Origin of the sequence: [Actinomadura] parvosata subsp. kistnae, assembly GCF_900323885.1 — a bacterium.
Classification (GTDB): Bacteria; Actinomycetota; Actinomycetes; order Streptosporangiales; family Streptosporangiaceae; genus Nonomuraea; species Nonomuraea composti.
Genome location: NZ_OOHJ01000015.1, coordinates 563,937 through 578,829 on the forward strand (window position 1 = coordinate 563,937; position 14,893 = coordinate 578,829).

Genomic DNA, 14,893 nt, shown 5'->3' on the forward strand with positions numbered 1-14,893 from the left:
CCACAATGGATGCCCTGGAGTGGATTGTTCCCTGTCCGAAAAAGGCCGCCCTTGGTACATCGCACCTCGATCTGAGCAAATGCCGGATCCAGGGCGGTCTGGGCACCGACCGCGCCGTCACCGTGCTGCGCCCCCTCCTCCCCACGGAGGAGCCGGACAGCGCCACGGATACCCCCGTGGAGGTGCGGATCGATGGGGACACCGGGCTGCCGCCGGAAGGGTACACGCTGACGGCGGGCGACGGCGGTGTCCTCATCGTGGGAGCCGACGCCGCCGGGGCGTTCTACGGCGCGCAGACGCTCGCCGCGCTGCTCGCCGCCCCGTGCGCCGAGCATCCGGCGTGCGTGCCGGAGACCGACATCAGGGACTGGCCCGACCTGCCGCTGCGCGGCACGATCGAGGGCTTCTACGGCACCCCGTGGACGCACGCCGACCGCCTGGAGCACCTGCGCTTCTCCGCCCGGCACAAGCTCAACACCTACGTGTACGCCCCCAAGGACGACCCGTTCCACCGGGAGCGGTGGCGGGAGCCGTACCCGGAGGAGGAGCTGGCCCGGCTGGCCGAGCTGGTCACCGAGGCGCGCGCGCAGCACGTGCGGTTCGTCTTCGCGCTCAGCCCCGGCCTGTCGATGACCTACAGCGACCCGGCCGAGCGGGCCGCGCTGCGCGCCAAGGCCGAGCAGGTGTGGGAGGCCGGCGTCAGGGAGTACGCGCTGCTGTTCGACGACATCCGGCCCGAGCTGAGCCAGCTGCGCGACCGCGAGACGTACGGCACGGAGGAGGGCGCGAGCGCGAGCGCCCACGCGGCGGTGTGCCGCGACTTCGCCGAGCGGTTCCTCGCCCCCCGGGGCGCGGAGCGGCCGCTGACCATGGTGCCCACCGACTACGCGGGAACGGCTCGCACCGCCTACCGCGACCGGCTGGCCGCCGAGCTGCCCGCCGACGTGCTCGTCTGGTGGACCGGCTCCGACGTGGTGGTGGGCGCGATCCCGGCCTACGACATGACCGCCGCCGCGGCCTCGTACGGGCACCGGGTGGCGCTGTGGGACAACTTCCCCGTCAACGACTTCGACTTCTCCCGGGTCTTCCTCGGGCCGCTGGTCGGCCGGGCCACCGACCTCGACGGCGTGCCGCTGGAGGGCATCACGGCCAACCCCATGGTCGAGTCCGCCGCCTCGCGCATCGCGCTGACCACGGTGGCCGACTACGCCTGGCATCTCGCGGCCTACGACCCGGCGCGCTCGCACCGGCGCGCGATCCGGCTGCTGCCCGGCGCCACCGAGCTGCTGCCGCTGGTGCGGGCGTGCTCGGCGTGGCCGCCCGGCGACGACCAGAGCCCGGCGCTGACCGCTCTGTGCGCGGCGGCGCTGGAGGGCGGGCCGTACGAGGTGCTGCGGGCCGAGCTGACCCGGCTGGCGGAGCTGCCCACGGACGTGCCGGGGCCGATCGCCAGGGAGCTGGCCCGCTGGGTGGCGGCGGCCAAGGACATGGGCACGGCCGGGCTGGCCGCGCTCGACCTGCTGGCCGGGGCGGGCACGCTGGCGGCGGCCGAGGAGGCGCTGGCCCGCGCCGAGTCGCACGAGGCGAACGTGCTGCGCAAGGTGATCCCGCCGTTCGCCCGCCAGGTCCTCGAACGCGTCACCGCCTGAGACACGCACGAGGAAGGGCCCGCGCCGACCGGCACGGGCCCTTCTTGGTGTCATGGGCGCCGGAGCGCCGGCCGCAGCCGTAGCTGGTCAGAGTGACAGCACCTGGCCGGCCGCCCGCAGCTCCTCCTGCAGCGCCGCCACGTCCACGTCCTGCACCGCCTTGCCGCTCCCGGCCGCCCGGGCGGCGGCGAGGCCGGCGGCGTGCCCGAGCATCTGGTACTGGACCTCCATCCGGATGGAGGAGAACGCCACGTGCGAGGCCGACACGCACACGGGCACGACCAGGTTCGCGCACTCCTCCCGCCGCGGCACGATCGCCCCGTACGGGATCCGGTAGGGCGCCACCCCCACCGACAGGTACCCCTCGGTCACCACCATGGGCACCGGGTCGGGATGCTCGTACACGTACCGCCAGGTCCGCTGCACCTCGCGGATGTCGAGGTGGTAGGAGCCCATGGCGATCGTGTCGGGCCACGGCGTCCCCTGGACGAGGTCGTGCTCGGTCAGGTGCGTCTCCCCCAGCATCCGGCGCGCCTCGCGCACGTAGAGCTGGTGCGGCAGGTGCCCGGTGTCGGCGAACTCGTCGGCCGGCAGCCCCCACCGCGCCAGCTCCGCCCGCACCGCGGCGGGCACTTCGGGGTCGGAGGACAGGAAGTACAGCAGGTCCTGGGCGTGGTGGAGGTGGTGCAGGCGGATGCGCTCGCGCCCGGCCGGGTCCGCGTCGGGGTAGGCCCAGGCGGAGCGGTCGAGCACGCTGAGGGAGAACGGGCCGAGCGAGTTGCCGTCGCACTTGCCGTTGGGCAGGTTCGGCTCCAGGCCGACCAGGCGCCCGGCGCGCGGCTCGACGCCCTGCTCGCGCCAGTGGCGGAAGAGCCGCCGCCCCAGCTCCCAGTGCTCCTCGTCGTAGCCGGGCCGCCGCTCGAACGGGATCCGGTCGGGGGCGGTGCTCATGCAGACGCGGTAGCCGTACGACATGACGCCGCCGTCACCGGCGCCCACCTCGGCCATCGGCCCGTCGGCGACCTGCGGCAGCAGCGTGCCGTCGGCGCGGAACGGCGAGATCCACGGCGGGAAGTTGTGCATGCCGGGCACGACCTCGCGCCGCCCGGCGAAGCTCTCCCCGTGCAGGGCGCGGTCCTCGCGGCCGACCCGGTAGGAGACCCCGGCGGCGGCCAGCAGGTCGCCCTCGTAGCTCGCGTCCACGAAGACGCCCGCCGCGTGGTCTCCCGCCGAGACGATCCGCTCGCCCGAGGTGACCACCTCGCCCAGCGGCGCGCCGAACACCACCTCCACCCCGGCCCGCTCCAGCCAGGACAGGAAGATCCGCTCGGCGACGTGCGGCTCGGGCCCCGCGTAGTGCCCGGGGGCGACCCCGTACGCGTCGGCGACCGCCTGGCGGAACTCGGCGGCCATGCCGCCCAGCACCCGGGCGTCCCCGATGTCGGTGTAGCCCAGCCCGCCGGAGGTCATGCCGCCGACGTGCCGGCCCGGTTCGAGCAGCACGGTGTCCAGGCCGCGCCGGGCGGCGGCGACGGCGGCGCACACGCCGGCCGAGGTCGCACCGTACACGACCACGTCGGCCTGTCTCATCGCAGGCCCCACCACGCGGCCACCTGGTCGAGGTCGGCGCCGCTGATCGGCTCCAGGGTGTTGTCGATGCGCTCGACGTAGTAGAGGGCGGGCACGCCGAGATCGGGCTGGGCCTGGGCGTAGGCGAGCCAGTCGGCCCGGCTGGGCATGGGCCACTGGTCGGTGTCGATGAGGTGGTGCGGCAGGGCGTGCGTGGCCACCGCGTGCCGGTAGCGGAGCTGGTCGACGGCGGGCACGAGGTCGCCGCGGGCGTCGTACTCCAGCACGTCGTTGAGCCTGATCATGTCGCTGACGTCGGCGAAGGCCGGGTGCGGGGTGTGCGTGATCATGAGGGCGTCGGGCTTGACCCGCTTGGCGGCGGCGTACATGGTGGTGAGCAGCTCGTGCAGGAGGGCGATGCCCCAGGTGGAGCCGTACGTCTTGAGGTGCGTGCCGCTGGGGCACCACTGGGTGAAGTCGACCTTGAGGCCGTCGGCGCCGAGGTCGCCCAGGAGCCGCCGCATGATGGCGTGGACCCGGCGGCGGTAGGCGGGGTTGGACGGGTCGGCGGCGACGGGGCGCCCGCCGGCGTCCGTCACGCACTCCTCGGGCGGCAGGCCGTCGGCGGACCAGGCGCGCCACCACAGCAGCACGCGCTGCCCGCGGGCGTGCCGGCCGGCGATCCATTCGCGCAGCTGCGGCCACTTGGCCGCGTCGGGCTCGCAGTCGCCGTAGGTGAGCTGCCACCGGTCGTCGATGACGATCGTGCCGGGCACGATGCCGTGCTCCTCCAGCTTGGCCAGCCACTCGTCGTACAGGTCGCGCCGGGACAGCTCGACCGGGGAGACGCCGTCGGCCCTGGCGCACTGGGCGCCCCAGCCGCAGAAGATCGGCTCGCTCCACCATCCGGCCCGCTCGGGGACCGTGTCCGGGGCCAGGCCGTGCTCGACGAGGTCGGCGCGATGCCGGCTGATGGCCTCCCAGGGCGAGGAGGCGGCGCGGAACACGACGGCCGGCGAGGTCCACGAGCCGCGGACCTCGGTGTGGCACTCGTAGTCGAAGCGCAGCAGCGTGCCGCCGTCCACCGGCTCGTACGTCAGCTCGGTGAAGGTCATCGCGGCGATCCCGGCGCGCACGGAGGCCGCCAGCCAGTCGCCTTCGGGGACGGCGGTGGCGCCGGCCGGCTCGTCCTTGCAGAAGGCCAGCACCAGCGGCGGCGGCGAGAAGACGGCGTGCAGGCGGCCGGGCGCGGCGTCGCCGACGACGGTCAGCGCGACCGCCGCGGACACCGGCCGCACGACCCGCACGGGGTGCGCGGGCGTGGGGCTGAAGACGCCGCGCGCGTGGATCGCGGAGCGAAACGTGCCGGCGGCGCGGGTGTTGAGCACGGCCCGGCCGCCCATCAGCGTCACGTCGCCGAGCACGCCGTCGCCCTCGACGCGCACCTCCAGCTCGATCGTCTCGGGCGTGCAGGTCAGCCGCACGACCTTGCTGTCCCATTGGGTGCTGCGCTGCGGGAAGTCGAAGACGGCCCGGCCGTCGCGCTCGACCAGGACGGGCGGGAGCGTCTCGTACGTCTCGTCGCGCCCGCCGCTGGTGCCGACGGAGGCCAGCAGGTTGAGCGTCATCCAGCCGACCAGCTCGGCGCTGGGGTCGGTGCGGGAGACGGTCAGGTGGTAGTGGCCGCTGTCCAGGTGGTAGGCCGTGTCAGTGGTGGTGATCCGCATGGGTTAGCCGAAAGCCTCGATCCTGGGCAGGGCGGGGGCCTGGCCGCCCCCGGCGATGAGCCGGGCGTAGTAGCGCCCGGAGTCCTTGACGGTGCGGGCGCCGGTGGCGTAGTCGACGTGCACGAGGCCGAACCTGGGCCGGTAGCCGAGCGCCCACTCGAAGTTGTCCATGAGGGACCAGTGCAGGTAGCCGCGCACGTCGGCGCCCGCCTCGATGGCCGACTCGACGGCCGCGACGTGGTCGCGCAGGTAGGCGATCCGGCGATCGTCGTGCACCCGGCCGTCGTGGGTGGGGGTGTCGCCGAAGACGCCGCCGTTCTCGGTGATCATCAGTGGCGTGCCGGGGAAGCGGCGGCTCAGCCCGACGAGCAGGTCGCGCAGGGCGCCCGGGTTGATCTCCCAGCCCTCGTCGGTCCTGGCGACGTCGCCGCTGGGCCCGACCACCTTCCAGGGGAACGGGTCCGGCGGGGCGGCGGCCATGACGCGGCGCGTGTAGTAGTTGACGCCGAGGAAGTCGCTGCGCCCGCCGATCGCGGCCTCGTCGCCGTCGCGGACGAAGTCGAGGCCGTGGCCGAGCGCGCGCTCCCAGTGCTCCCGCATGTCGGCGGGGTAGCCGTCGCCGAGCAGCGGGTCGAGGTACCAGCGGTTGACGTAGCCGTCGGAGCCCCGGGCCGCCGCCCGGTCGGCCGCGCTGCCGGTGGCGGGGTCGCAGGGGAACAGGCTGAGCGCCGCGCCGGCCTTCGTGCCGGGGAAGGCGTGCAGCACGTCGGCGGCGGCGCCGTGGCCGAGCAGCACGTGGTGACCGGCCTTGACGGCGGTGCCGAGGTCGGCGACGCCGGGGGCGTGCAGGCCGAGCTGGTAGCCGAGCAACGCGATGATCCACGGCTCGTTCTGGGTGATCCACCAGGTCACGCGGTCGGCCAGCCGGTCGGCGACCGCCTGCGCGTACGAGGTGAAAGCGTTTACGGAAGAGCGCTCGGCCCAGGTCAGGCTCGCCGGCATGTCCCAGTGGTTGAGCGTGAGCACCGGCTCGGCGCCCGCCTCCAGCAGCGCGTCGGTGAAGCGCTCGTAGTGGTCGAGCGCCTTGGGGTCGGCGTGCGCGCCGTCCGGCATGACGCGGGACCAGCCGGTCGAGAAGCGGTAGGCGCCCAGCCCCAGCTCCTTGACCAGCTCGACGTCCTCGCGCCAGCGCACGAACGAGTCGCAGGCCCGCGACCCGTCGCCGCCGCCCTCGACCGCGCCGGGCCGGCGGCAGAACACGTCCCAGACCGACTCGCCGCGCCCGTGGTGGCCCTCGATCTGGTACGCGGACGTGCCCGCGCCCCACAGGAACCCGTCGGGGAAGCTCATCCCTTGCTCCCGGTCGTCGCGATGCCCTTGACGAAGTGCTTCTGGCCCAGGAAGAACAGGATGATCATCGGGATCGTGGTGATCACGCTGGCCGTCATGACGATCTCCCAGTGCCACTCACCGCCGAAGCCGAACTGGTCGAGCAGCGCCTTGAGCCCGCGCGGCACGGTGAACGTGCTGGAGTCGCGCAGGTAGATGAGCGGCCGCATGAGGTCCGTCCAGGCCGCCTGGAACTCGAACAGCAGCGTCACGACGACCGCGGGCCGGCACAGCGGCAGCGCCATCCTGGTGAAGATCGTCCAGTTGTTCGCGCCGTCGATCTTCGCCGCCTCGAACGGCTCGCGCGGCAGGCCCATGAAGAACTGCCGCAGCAGGAAGATGTAGAACGCGCTGCCGAACAGGTTTTGCGCCCACAGGGGCGTCAGGGTGCCGACCATGCCGAGGGAGTTCCAGATGAGGAACACCGGCACCATCGTGACCGCGCCCGGCAGCATCATCGTGGCCAGCAGCACCCCGAACAGGGCGCCCCGGCCCGGGAAGCGGAAGTAGGCGAAGCCCCAGGCCACCATCGCGCTGGTGATCGTCACGGTCACCGCGGCCAGCGCCGTCACCAGCAGCGTGTTGAACATCCACAGCGCCAGCGGCGCCTCCTGCCACACCCTGATGTAGTTGTCGAAGGTGAAGGTCTCGGGCAGGATCCGGTGGTCGAACACCTCGCTGCGCGGCTTGAACGACGCGCTGAGCAGCCAGATGAACGGGTAGATGAACGCGACGGCGAACGCGCTCAGCGCGGCCCACGTCAGGATCTTCCTCAGCCGCTTCACGAGTTCCCCCCTTCGTAGTGCACGAACCGCCTGGTCACCAGGATCTGCACGCCGGTGATCGCCATGATCACGATGAACAGCAGCCAGGCCAGCGCGGAGGCGTAGCCCATGTGCAGGAACTCGAAGGCCTGCTGGAACAGGTAGATCGCGTAGAACAGCGCGGCGTCGTTGCTGTAGGTGGTGTTGCCCGCGCCGAAGAAGGCCGTGTACGCCTCGGTGAAGGACTGCAGGGCGTTGATGCTGTCCACGATGAACAGGAAGAACAGCGTGGGGCTGATCATCGGGACGGTGATGCGCAGCGTGCGCTTCCACCAGCCGGCCCCGTCCACGAGGGCGGAGTCGTACAGCTCCTGCGGCACGCCGCGCAGCGCCGCCAGGATGATGACCACCGACGAGCCCACCGTCCACAGGCTCATCAGCACCAGGCCCGGCTTGACCCAGTCGGGGTCGGTGGTCCAGGCGGGCCCGTCGATGCCGAACACGCCGAGGAAGCTGTTGATCAGGCCGTTCTGGCCGTTGAACAGCATCAGCAGCAGGATCCCGACCGCGACCGGCGGCGTCATCTTGGGCAGGAAGAAGGCCGTGCGGAAGAAGCCGGTGGCCTTGGTGGCGCTGTTGAGCAGCAGCGCCAGCCCGAGGGAGACGACGAGCTGGGTGGGCACCGACATCACCGTGAACAGGAACGTGTTGCGCAGCGCCAGCCCCACCTTCGGGTCCTGGAAGAGGGTGACGTAGTTGTCGAAGCCGATGAACGACGGGTCGTTGATGACGTCGTAGTCGGTCAGCGACAGGTAGGCGCTGTTGATCACGGGCCAGGCGGTGAAGATCAGGAACCCGAGGATCCAGGGGCTGATGAACAGCAGCGCCGCGCGGGTCTCGATGAACCGCATGGACCGCCAGCGCGGCGCCTTGGTGTGCGTTGCCGACATGCTCTTAGTTCGTTCGCTTCGTCCAGTCGGCCCATGCCTTGTCCAGGGCCGCCTGGGCGTCCTTCTGGGCCTTGTCGAGCGCGGCCTGCGGCTCGTCCTGGCCGTTGAGCACCCGGTTCACCGCGCCCTGCCAGGCGTCCTTGAACTCCTTGTCGGCGGGGTTGGCCGGCAGGCTGAAGGTGTTGTCGTTGGCCTCGTAGACGGCCTTGACGCCGGAGTCCCAGGGCTCGCCGCCCGGGGTGAGCATCTTCCTGATCTCCTCGTCGGCCTTGACGTTGCCGGTCAGGATGCCGGTGAACGGCTTGCCCTCGGCCTTGCGCTTGTCCACGCGGGCCTGCGCGGCGGCCTTCCACGACTCGACGAGCGTCATCGTCTTGGCGAAGCGGCAGGCGGCGCCGGGGTTCTTGGCGCCCTTCGGGATCGCCCACGACGAGCCGGAGGAGTAGGCCAGCGGCTTGCCCTCAGGGGTGCGGAAGGTGTCGAAGGCCATGGGGGCCTTGGGCGAGACGTCGTTGAGCACGTTGACGTACCACTGCTCCATCGGCATGGCGCCCAGCGCGTTCTCGGCGTACTGGTTGCCCTTGCCGAAGAAGTCGGCCGAGTCGCGCACGGCCTTGACCTTGGCGAAGCCGCCCTGCGCGTCGTAGATCGAGACGGCGAACTGCAGCGCCTTGACCACCTCGGGGCTGTTGAGCTGGGCGGTCTTACCATCGGCCGACAGCAGGTCGGCGCCGAGCGACTTGGCCCACAGCGGCAGGAACTCCGGCAGCTTGCTGTCGAAGCCGATCACCTGGAGCTTGCCGCCGGGCGCCTTGACCAGCTTCTTGGTCGCGGCGGTGATCTTGTCCCAGTTGGAGCCGTTGACGTCGGCGACCGTCAGGCCGGCCGCCTTGAGCAGGTCGGCGTTGGCCATGGTGATCTGGACCTGGTTGAACTCGGGGATGGCGTACACCTCGTTGCCGAACGTCACCTGGGCGAGCGCGTTCTTGTTGTACATCGAGGTGTCGATCTGCTCCCCCTGGACGCACTGCGTGAGGGGGATGATCGCGCCGCGCGAGGCGAAAGTGCCGATCTGGTCGCGGTTGGCGTAGATGATGTCCGGCGGGTCGCCGGCCGCCACCGCCGACAGGAACTGCTGGATGTCGAGGTCACCCTCGATCAGCTTCACATCCGCGCCCTTGAGCGACTGCTTGGCCAGATCGACGCGGGTCTTGCCGATCTCGTCGGTGGCGCCGAAGCCCATGACCGAAAGGGTGCCCTGGTAGGAGGCACCGGGGTTGAACTGGCCCGCCGAGGGCGCGGGCGCGGCGGCGCCGCCGGTGCCCTTGGCACACGAGGTGAGCGCGAGAGCGAGCGACACCGACAGGACGGACCAGCGGACGAGCGGGGATCTCATTGGGGGTTTCGCCTCCACACTGAACAAGCGGGGCATCAGGCATGCTGATGACGGCCTCACGTGGCGCCAGGCCAGTGTGGCAACGTTCACACATCTGAGAACGTACCCATACCGCCGAAATCCCGTCAACCACTCACTTCACTGCGTTTCTGTCCTGTTAACAAGTACGGCGGTGTGGGACGCCCCACTGGGACGCCCGCACCTCCTGCCCCATCGGCGCTCCCGTACACGCGAGAGGGCCCGGCCGTTGCATCCGGCCGGGCCCTCATTCGGCAAGGCGCCCCGGGGCAGGGGGGTTGGGCGCCTTATATGGAGAAGCGGGCGTCAGTGCCCGAATCAGTGTTCCGTGGCCTTCTCCGCACCGACGCCCGTGAGCGAGCGGACCTCGATCTCGGCGTACTTGGAGGCGTTGTACTCCTTGCTGAGGATCGTGCCGAGCCAGCCGCACAGGAAGCCCAGCGGGATCGAGACGATGCCCGGGTTGCTCAGCGGGAACAGGTCGAAGTCCGCCGTCTTGAACAGCGCCGTCTCGCCGCCGGAGACCACCGGCGAGAAGATCACCAGCAGCAGGGCGGAGACCAGGCCGCCGTAGATGGCCGAGACCGCGCCGGCCGTGTTGAACCTCTTCCAGAACAGGCTGTAGAGGATCGCCGGCAGGTTGCCCGAGGCCGCCACCGCGAACGCCAGCGCCACCAGGAACGCCACGTTCTGGCCCTGGGCCAGGATGCCCAGGCCGATCGCCACGGCGCCGATCACCAGCGCGGAGACGCGGGCCACCACGACCTCCTGGCGCTCGCTGGCCTGGCCGCGCTTGAAGACGTGCGCGTACAGGTCGTGGGAGAAGCTGGAGGAGGAGGCCAGCGTCAGGCCCGCCACCACCGCCAGGATCGTGGCGAAGGCCACGGCGCCGATCAGCGCCAGCAGGATCGTACCGCCCACCGGGCCGAAGATGTCGGCGCCGATCTGCTGGGCCAGCATGGGCGCGGCCGTGTTGCCCGCCTTGTCGCCCGCGACGATCGCGGTCTTGCCGACCAGGGCCGCCGCGCCGAAGCCGAGGACCAGGGTCAGCAGGTAGAAGACGCCGATGATGCCGATGCCCCACAGGACCGACTTGCGGGCGTCCTTGGCGGTGGGGACGGTGTAGAAGCGGATGAGGATGTGCGGCAGGCCCGCCGTGCCCAGCACCAGCGCCAGGCCGAGGCTGATCAGGTCGATCTTGCCGGCCAGGCCCTGCGCCTCGGTGCCGTACTTCAGGCCCGGGATGAGGAAGCTGCCGGGGTTCGCCTTCGGGCCGCTCACCGTGGCGGCCTGGCCGAGCAGGGCCGACAGGTTGAAGCCGAACTTGCCCAGCACCAGCAGCGTCACCAGCGCGGCGCCGCCCATGAGCAGCACGGCCTTGACGATCTGCACCCAGGTGGTGCCCTTCATGCCGCCGAAGACGACGTACACGATCATCAGGGCGCCCACGCCGACGATCGTCCACGCCTTGCCGGCGTCGCTGGTGATGCCGAGCAGCAGGCCGACCAGCGCGCCCGCGCCCACCATCTGCGCCAGCAGGTAGAAGATGCTCACCACGATCGTGGACACGCCCGCCGCCGTGCGCACCGGGCGGGGGCTCATCCGGAACGCCAGCACGTCCGCCATGGTGAACTTGCCGGAGTTGCGCATCAGCTCGGCCACCAGCAGCAGCGCCACCAGCCAGGCGACCAGGAAGCCGATCGAGTAAAGGAACCCGTCGTAGCCGGACAGCGCGATGATGCCGGCGATGCCGAGGAAGGAGGCGGCCGACATGTAGTCGCCGCCGATCGCCAGGCCGTTCTGGACGCCGCTGAACGAGCGGCCGCCCGCGTAGTAGTCGGCGGCCGTCTTGGTCTGGCGGCTCGCCCAGAACGTGATGCCGAGGGTGGCGGCCACGAAGGTGAGGAAGAGGATCATCCCCAAGGTCGTCGAGCTCACTGGGTCTTCTCCTCCACCTCGTGGCGCAGCTTGTCGGCGATCGGGTCGAGCTTCTTCTCCGCGTGCCTGGCGTACGCCCACGCGATGAGGAAGGTGGACACGAACTGCAGCAGGCCGAAGACCAAGCCGACGTTGATGTCGCCGAGCAGCTTGATCCCCATGAATCCGCGCGCCCACCCGGACAGCACCACGTAGAGCAGGTACCACGCGAGGAACGCCACGGTCATGGGGAACGTCCAGCGGCGGAAGGCCCTTTTCAGCTCCTGGAACTCACTGCTCTCCTGCACTTGTTCATAGACCGACGCGTCATGTTCTCTTGTCGTCACGAGACCTCCACTGTGATGCGGATCACGCCCAACGTAAGAGCGCAACCTACCCCTCGTGGAGATCCGTAGGAGGGTTGTTCGGTGAGGCGGTGCCGTCCGGCGCTTAGTTGGGGATGGCCTGCGGTGAAAGGTCTGTATGGCGCGATGAGCGGTCGGCCATCCCTTTCACCCCTTTACGGCTCCGGCGGTCAGCCCCTCCACGATGAAGCGGCGGACGGCGGCGAACAGGACCAGCGTGGGCACGACCGAGACGACCGTGGCCGCCGCCATCGAGCCCCAGTCGATGTCGTACTGGGTGATGAAGGAGTTCATGGCGACCGGGATCGTCTTGGCGTCCTCGCTGTCGATGAACGTGATCGCCAGGAACAGCTCGTTCCAGCACTGCACGAACGCGAAGATGAACGTGGCCGCGATCCCCGGCAGCATGACCGGGATCACCACCCGCACCATCGCCACCAACCGCGAGGCCCCGTCCACCTGCGCGGCCTCCTCCAGCGCCACCGGCACCCGCTCGTAGAAGCCGCGCATAATGATCGTCGAGAACGGCACCAGCATCGCCACGTACACCAGCATCAGCCCCGCCAGCCGGTTGAGCAGGTCGAGGTCGGACATCAGCAGGTAGAGCGGGCCGAGCGCGATGAACAGCGGGATCATCTGCGTGACGAGGAAGGCCAGCATCAGCGCGCCCCTGCCGGGGAAGGCGAAGCGGGCCAGCGTGTAGCCGCCCAGCACGCCCACGACCGTCACCACGGCCGCCGCCACCAGCGAGACCACGAGCGAGTTCAGCAGGTACGCGCCGAAGTCGGCGAACGCGAACAGCTCGGCGTAGTGCTCGAAGGTGACGTTCGCCGGCCAGTAACGCAGCGGCACCGAGAAGATCTCGGGCTTCGGCTTGAGCGAGGTGACGACGATCCAGTAGAGGGGGAACAACGTGATCAGCAGCCAGGCGGCCAGCACGACGGCCTTGGCGGCCAGGGCGAGGCGCCTCATCGGGCCTTCTCGAATCTCGTCGCGTTCAGGTAGAAGATGCTGAAGGCCAGCAGCAGGGCCAGTACGAGCAGGCCGACCGCGCCCGCCCGGCCGTAGTCGCCGCCGATCACCTGCTGGATGAGGAAGGTCGTGACGATGTCGGTGCTGCCCGCCGGGCCGCCGCCGGTCATCGCGTAGATGAGGTCGGGGAAGTTCAGGATCCAGATGATCCGCAGCAGCACGATCAGGGCCAGCGTGGGGCGGATGTGCGGCAGCGTCACGTGCCAGAACTGCCGTGCCCGCGAGGCGCCGTCCACGGCCGCCGCCTCGTACAGCTCCCTGGGCACCGACTGCAGCGCGGCCATGATCATGATGGCGAAGAACGTGACGCCGTACCAGATGTTGGCCACGATGACGGAGGTCATCGCCCAGCCGGACGAGGCGAGGAAGCCGATGCGCCCGTCGATCAGGCCCGCCTTCAGCAGCAGGTCGTTGACCACCCCGAACTGGCCGTTGAACATCCACCGCCACAGCAGCCCGATCAGGAACCCCGACATGGCCCACGGGAAGAACACCCACGCCTGGTAGAGGCCCCTGCCCGGAAGTGCCGGCGCAGCAGCAGCGCCAGCCCGAAGCCGAGGAAGAACTGGAAGAACAGCGAGACGGCCACCCACGTGCCGGTGTTGCGCAGCGCCGTCCAGAAGCGGTCCTCGGCCAGCACGGCGCGGAAGTTCTCAAGGCCGACGAACGGGGTGGAGGTCACGTCGAACAGGTTGTAGCGCTGGAAGGCGATCACCGCGCCGCGGATCATCGGGTAGTACGTGAACAGCGCCACGAACACGACGCCGGGCAGCAGGCACAGCGCGATGAAGCGGGCCCGGCGGACGGTGAACGTCCTCACGAGACCTTCTTGGCCTGGTCGGTCCAGAACGCGTCCCACGACCTGAGCACCTCGGCCGTGCTCTTCTTGCCGGTGATCAGGGCCTGGACGTCCCGGTCGGAGTCCACCAGGAACTGGCTCCAGCCCGGATAGTCCACCGGCCTGATCGTGATCACCTGCTTGGGGTCCTGCTGGGCCTGGAGGTAGGCCTTCCACGCGCCCTGGGAGAACTGCGGGTCGCTCTGGGCCTGACGGGAGATCGGGATGAGCGAGTTGCCCTTGGCGAAGGCGATGCTCTGCTTGGCCTCCGACAGGAACTGCACCAGCGCCACCGCCTCCTTGGGGTGCTCGCTGAAGGAGGTCACGCCCCAGCCGGCGTAGCCGACGGGCTGGTAGGCGTAGCCCGTGGGGCCCTTGGGGATCGGGGCGGTGGCCCAGGCCGTCACGCCGCTCTCCTCGACCGTCTTGATCACCTCGGGGTCCTGGATGAGCATGCCGGTGACGCCCGAGGTGAAGCCCTGCACCATCTCCGGATAGCCCCAGGACACCGAGTCGGGGGGCGACGCCTCCTTGAAGATCTTGACGAAGAGGTCGAGGGCCTGCGCCGCCTCGGGAGTCGAGAAGATCGTGCGCTTGTCCTTCAGGAAGAAGGACTTCTCCGGATTCAACGCGTCGCCGTTGTACGCGCTGATCATCATCACCGCGTAGTCCGCGCCGCCCTTGCCGCCCCGGAAGGAGTAGCCGTACCGGTCGCCGGTGGTCATCTTCTTGCCGGCCTCGTACAGCTCCTGCCAGGTGGCCGGCGGCGTCGTCATGCCGAAGTCCGTACGGTAGAACAGCGTGCGCTGGTAGAACCCGTACGGGATCAGGTACGCCTTGCCCCCGACCTCCACCGCCTTCTTGCGCGCCAGGTCGGTCAGGTCCGCCCAGCCGGCCCAGCCCGTGGTGGGCAGCTCGGCCAGCCAGCCGTTGTTGGAGAAGGACTTGGCCGTGTGGTCGCGCACCTCCAGCACGTCCAGGCCCTTCTTCGTCTGCAGGATCTGGGTGATCTTCTGGTCGGCGCTGTCGAGCGGCGGGGAGACGAGCTCGACGGTGACGCCCGGATGGGCCCGCTCGAAGTCCTTGAGGAGCGACCTGATGAGTTTCGTCCGCTCGGGGCCGGTCAGGCTCTCGATCATCCTCAGCCGGATCTCCCCGGCGGACGGCTCGCCGGATCCGCATCCTGCGAGCACCAGCGTGACGGTGACGGCCGCGGCCGCCAGGACGGGCTTTCTCATGACGAGCCTCCCGCGGGGGTCAGACAGCGCTGTCAATCACG

Annotated in this window: 13 protein-coding genes; 1 reads left to right on the forward strand and 12 read right to left on the reverse strand. The window is 70.2% G+C overall.

Going from position 1 to position 14,893, the window contains the following annotated elements; translation table 11 throughout:
• Positions 1-5: 5 nt before the first annotated feature.
• The gene (locus tag KIS93_RS17305; protein WP_080036621.1) at positions 6-1,649 is read left to right on the forward strand and encodes a glycoside hydrolase family 84 protein; all 1,644 of its coding nucleotides are present in this window, start codon (positions 6-8) and stop codon (positions 1,647-1,649) included.
• Positions 1,650-1,736: 87 nt separating this feature from the next.
• Here the strand turns inward: KIS93_RS17305 and KIS93_RS17310 are convergent, their stop codons facing one another.
• From KIS93_RS17310 to KIS93_RS17360, 12 genes are all read right to left on the reverse strand, one after another.
• Positions 1,737-3,239, reverse strand: coding sequence for an FAD-dependent oxidoreductase (locus tag KIS93_RS17310; RefSeq protein ID WP_080046446.1), 1,503 nt, complete (start codon positions 3,237-3,239; stop codon positions 1,737-1,739).
• On the reverse strand, positions 3,236-4,945 hold the full coding sequence (locus tag KIS93_RS17315; protein WP_080036620.1) for an alpha-galactosidase: 1,710 nt from the start codon (positions 4,943-4,945) through the stop codon (positions 3,236-3,238). Before KIS93_RS17315 ends, KIS93_RS17310 begins: the two co-directional genes overlap by 4 nt.
• Before the next feature lie 3 nt (positions 4,946-4,948).
• Entirely contained in the window at positions 4,949-6,295 is a 1,347-nt protein-coding gene (locus KIS93_RS17320; protein ID WP_080036619.1) for a GH1 family beta-glucosidase, read from the reverse strand.
• Entirely contained in the window at positions 6,292-7,119 is an 828-nt protein-coding gene (locus KIS93_RS17325; protein WP_080036618.1) for a carbohydrate ABC transporter permease, read from the reverse strand. The genes KIS93_RS17320 and KIS93_RS17325 overlap by 4 nt, the downstream gene beginning before the upstream one ends.
• A complete protein-coding gene (locus KIS93_RS17330) occupies positions 7,116-8,048 on the reverse strand; it encodes a carbohydrate ABC transporter permease (RefSeq protein WP_080036617.1) in 933 nt (310 codons plus the stop codon). Before KIS93_RS17330 ends, KIS93_RS17325 begins: the two co-directional genes overlap by 4 nt.
• Before the next feature lie 4 nt (positions 8,049-8,052).
• Positions 8,053-9,444 carry an ABC transporter substrate-binding protein gene (locus KIS93_RS17335; protein WP_080036616.1) on the reverse strand — a complete coding sequence of 464 codons (1,392 nt, stop codon included), beginning with the start codon at positions 9,442-9,444 and terminating at the stop codon, positions 8,053-8,055.
• A gap of 336 nt (positions 9,445-9,780) precedes the next feature.
• Positions 9,781-11,379 (reverse strand): solute symporter family protein, encoded by a 1,599-nt coding sequence (locus KIS93_RS17340; RefSeq protein ID WP_080036615.1) that lies wholly within the window; start codon positions 11,377-11,379, stop codon positions 9,781-9,783.
• 17 nt (positions 11,380-11,396) lie between these two features.
• Positions 11,397-11,726, reverse strand: a complete 330-nt coding sequence (locus tag KIS93_RS17345) for a DUF485 domain-containing protein (protein WP_080036614.1) — start codon at positions 11,724-11,726, stop codon at positions 11,397-11,399.
• 165 nt (positions 11,727-11,891) lie between these two features.
• Positions 11,892-12,716 (reverse strand): carbohydrate ABC transporter permease, encoded by an 825-nt coding sequence (locus tag KIS93_RS17350; RefSeq protein ID WP_080036613.1) that lies wholly within the window; start codon positions 12,714-12,716, stop codon positions 11,892-11,894.
• Positions 12,713-13,270 carry a carbohydrate ABC transporter permease gene (locus tag KIS93_RS17355; protein WP_246005299.1) on the reverse strand — a complete coding sequence of 186 codons (558 nt, stop codon included), beginning with the start codon at positions 13,268-13,270 and terminating at the stop codon, positions 12,713-12,715. The genes KIS93_RS17350 and KIS93_RS17355 overlap by 4 nt, the downstream gene beginning before the upstream one ends.
• Positions 13,237-13,596, reverse strand: a complete 360-nt coding sequence (locus KIS93_RS65275; protein ID WP_246005300.1) for a carbohydrate ABC transporter permease — start codon at positions 13,594-13,596, stop codon at positions 13,237-13,239. The genes KIS93_RS17355 and KIS93_RS65275 overlap by 34 nt, the downstream gene beginning before the upstream one ends.
• Positions 13,593-14,852, reverse strand: a complete 1,260-nt coding sequence (locus tag KIS93_RS17360) for an ABC transporter substrate-binding protein (protein WP_080036612.1) — start codon at positions 14,850-14,852, stop codon at positions 13,593-13,595. Before KIS93_RS17360 ends, KIS93_RS65275 begins: the two co-directional genes overlap by 4 nt.
• Between the last annotated feature and the right edge of the window lie 41 nt (positions 14,853-14,893).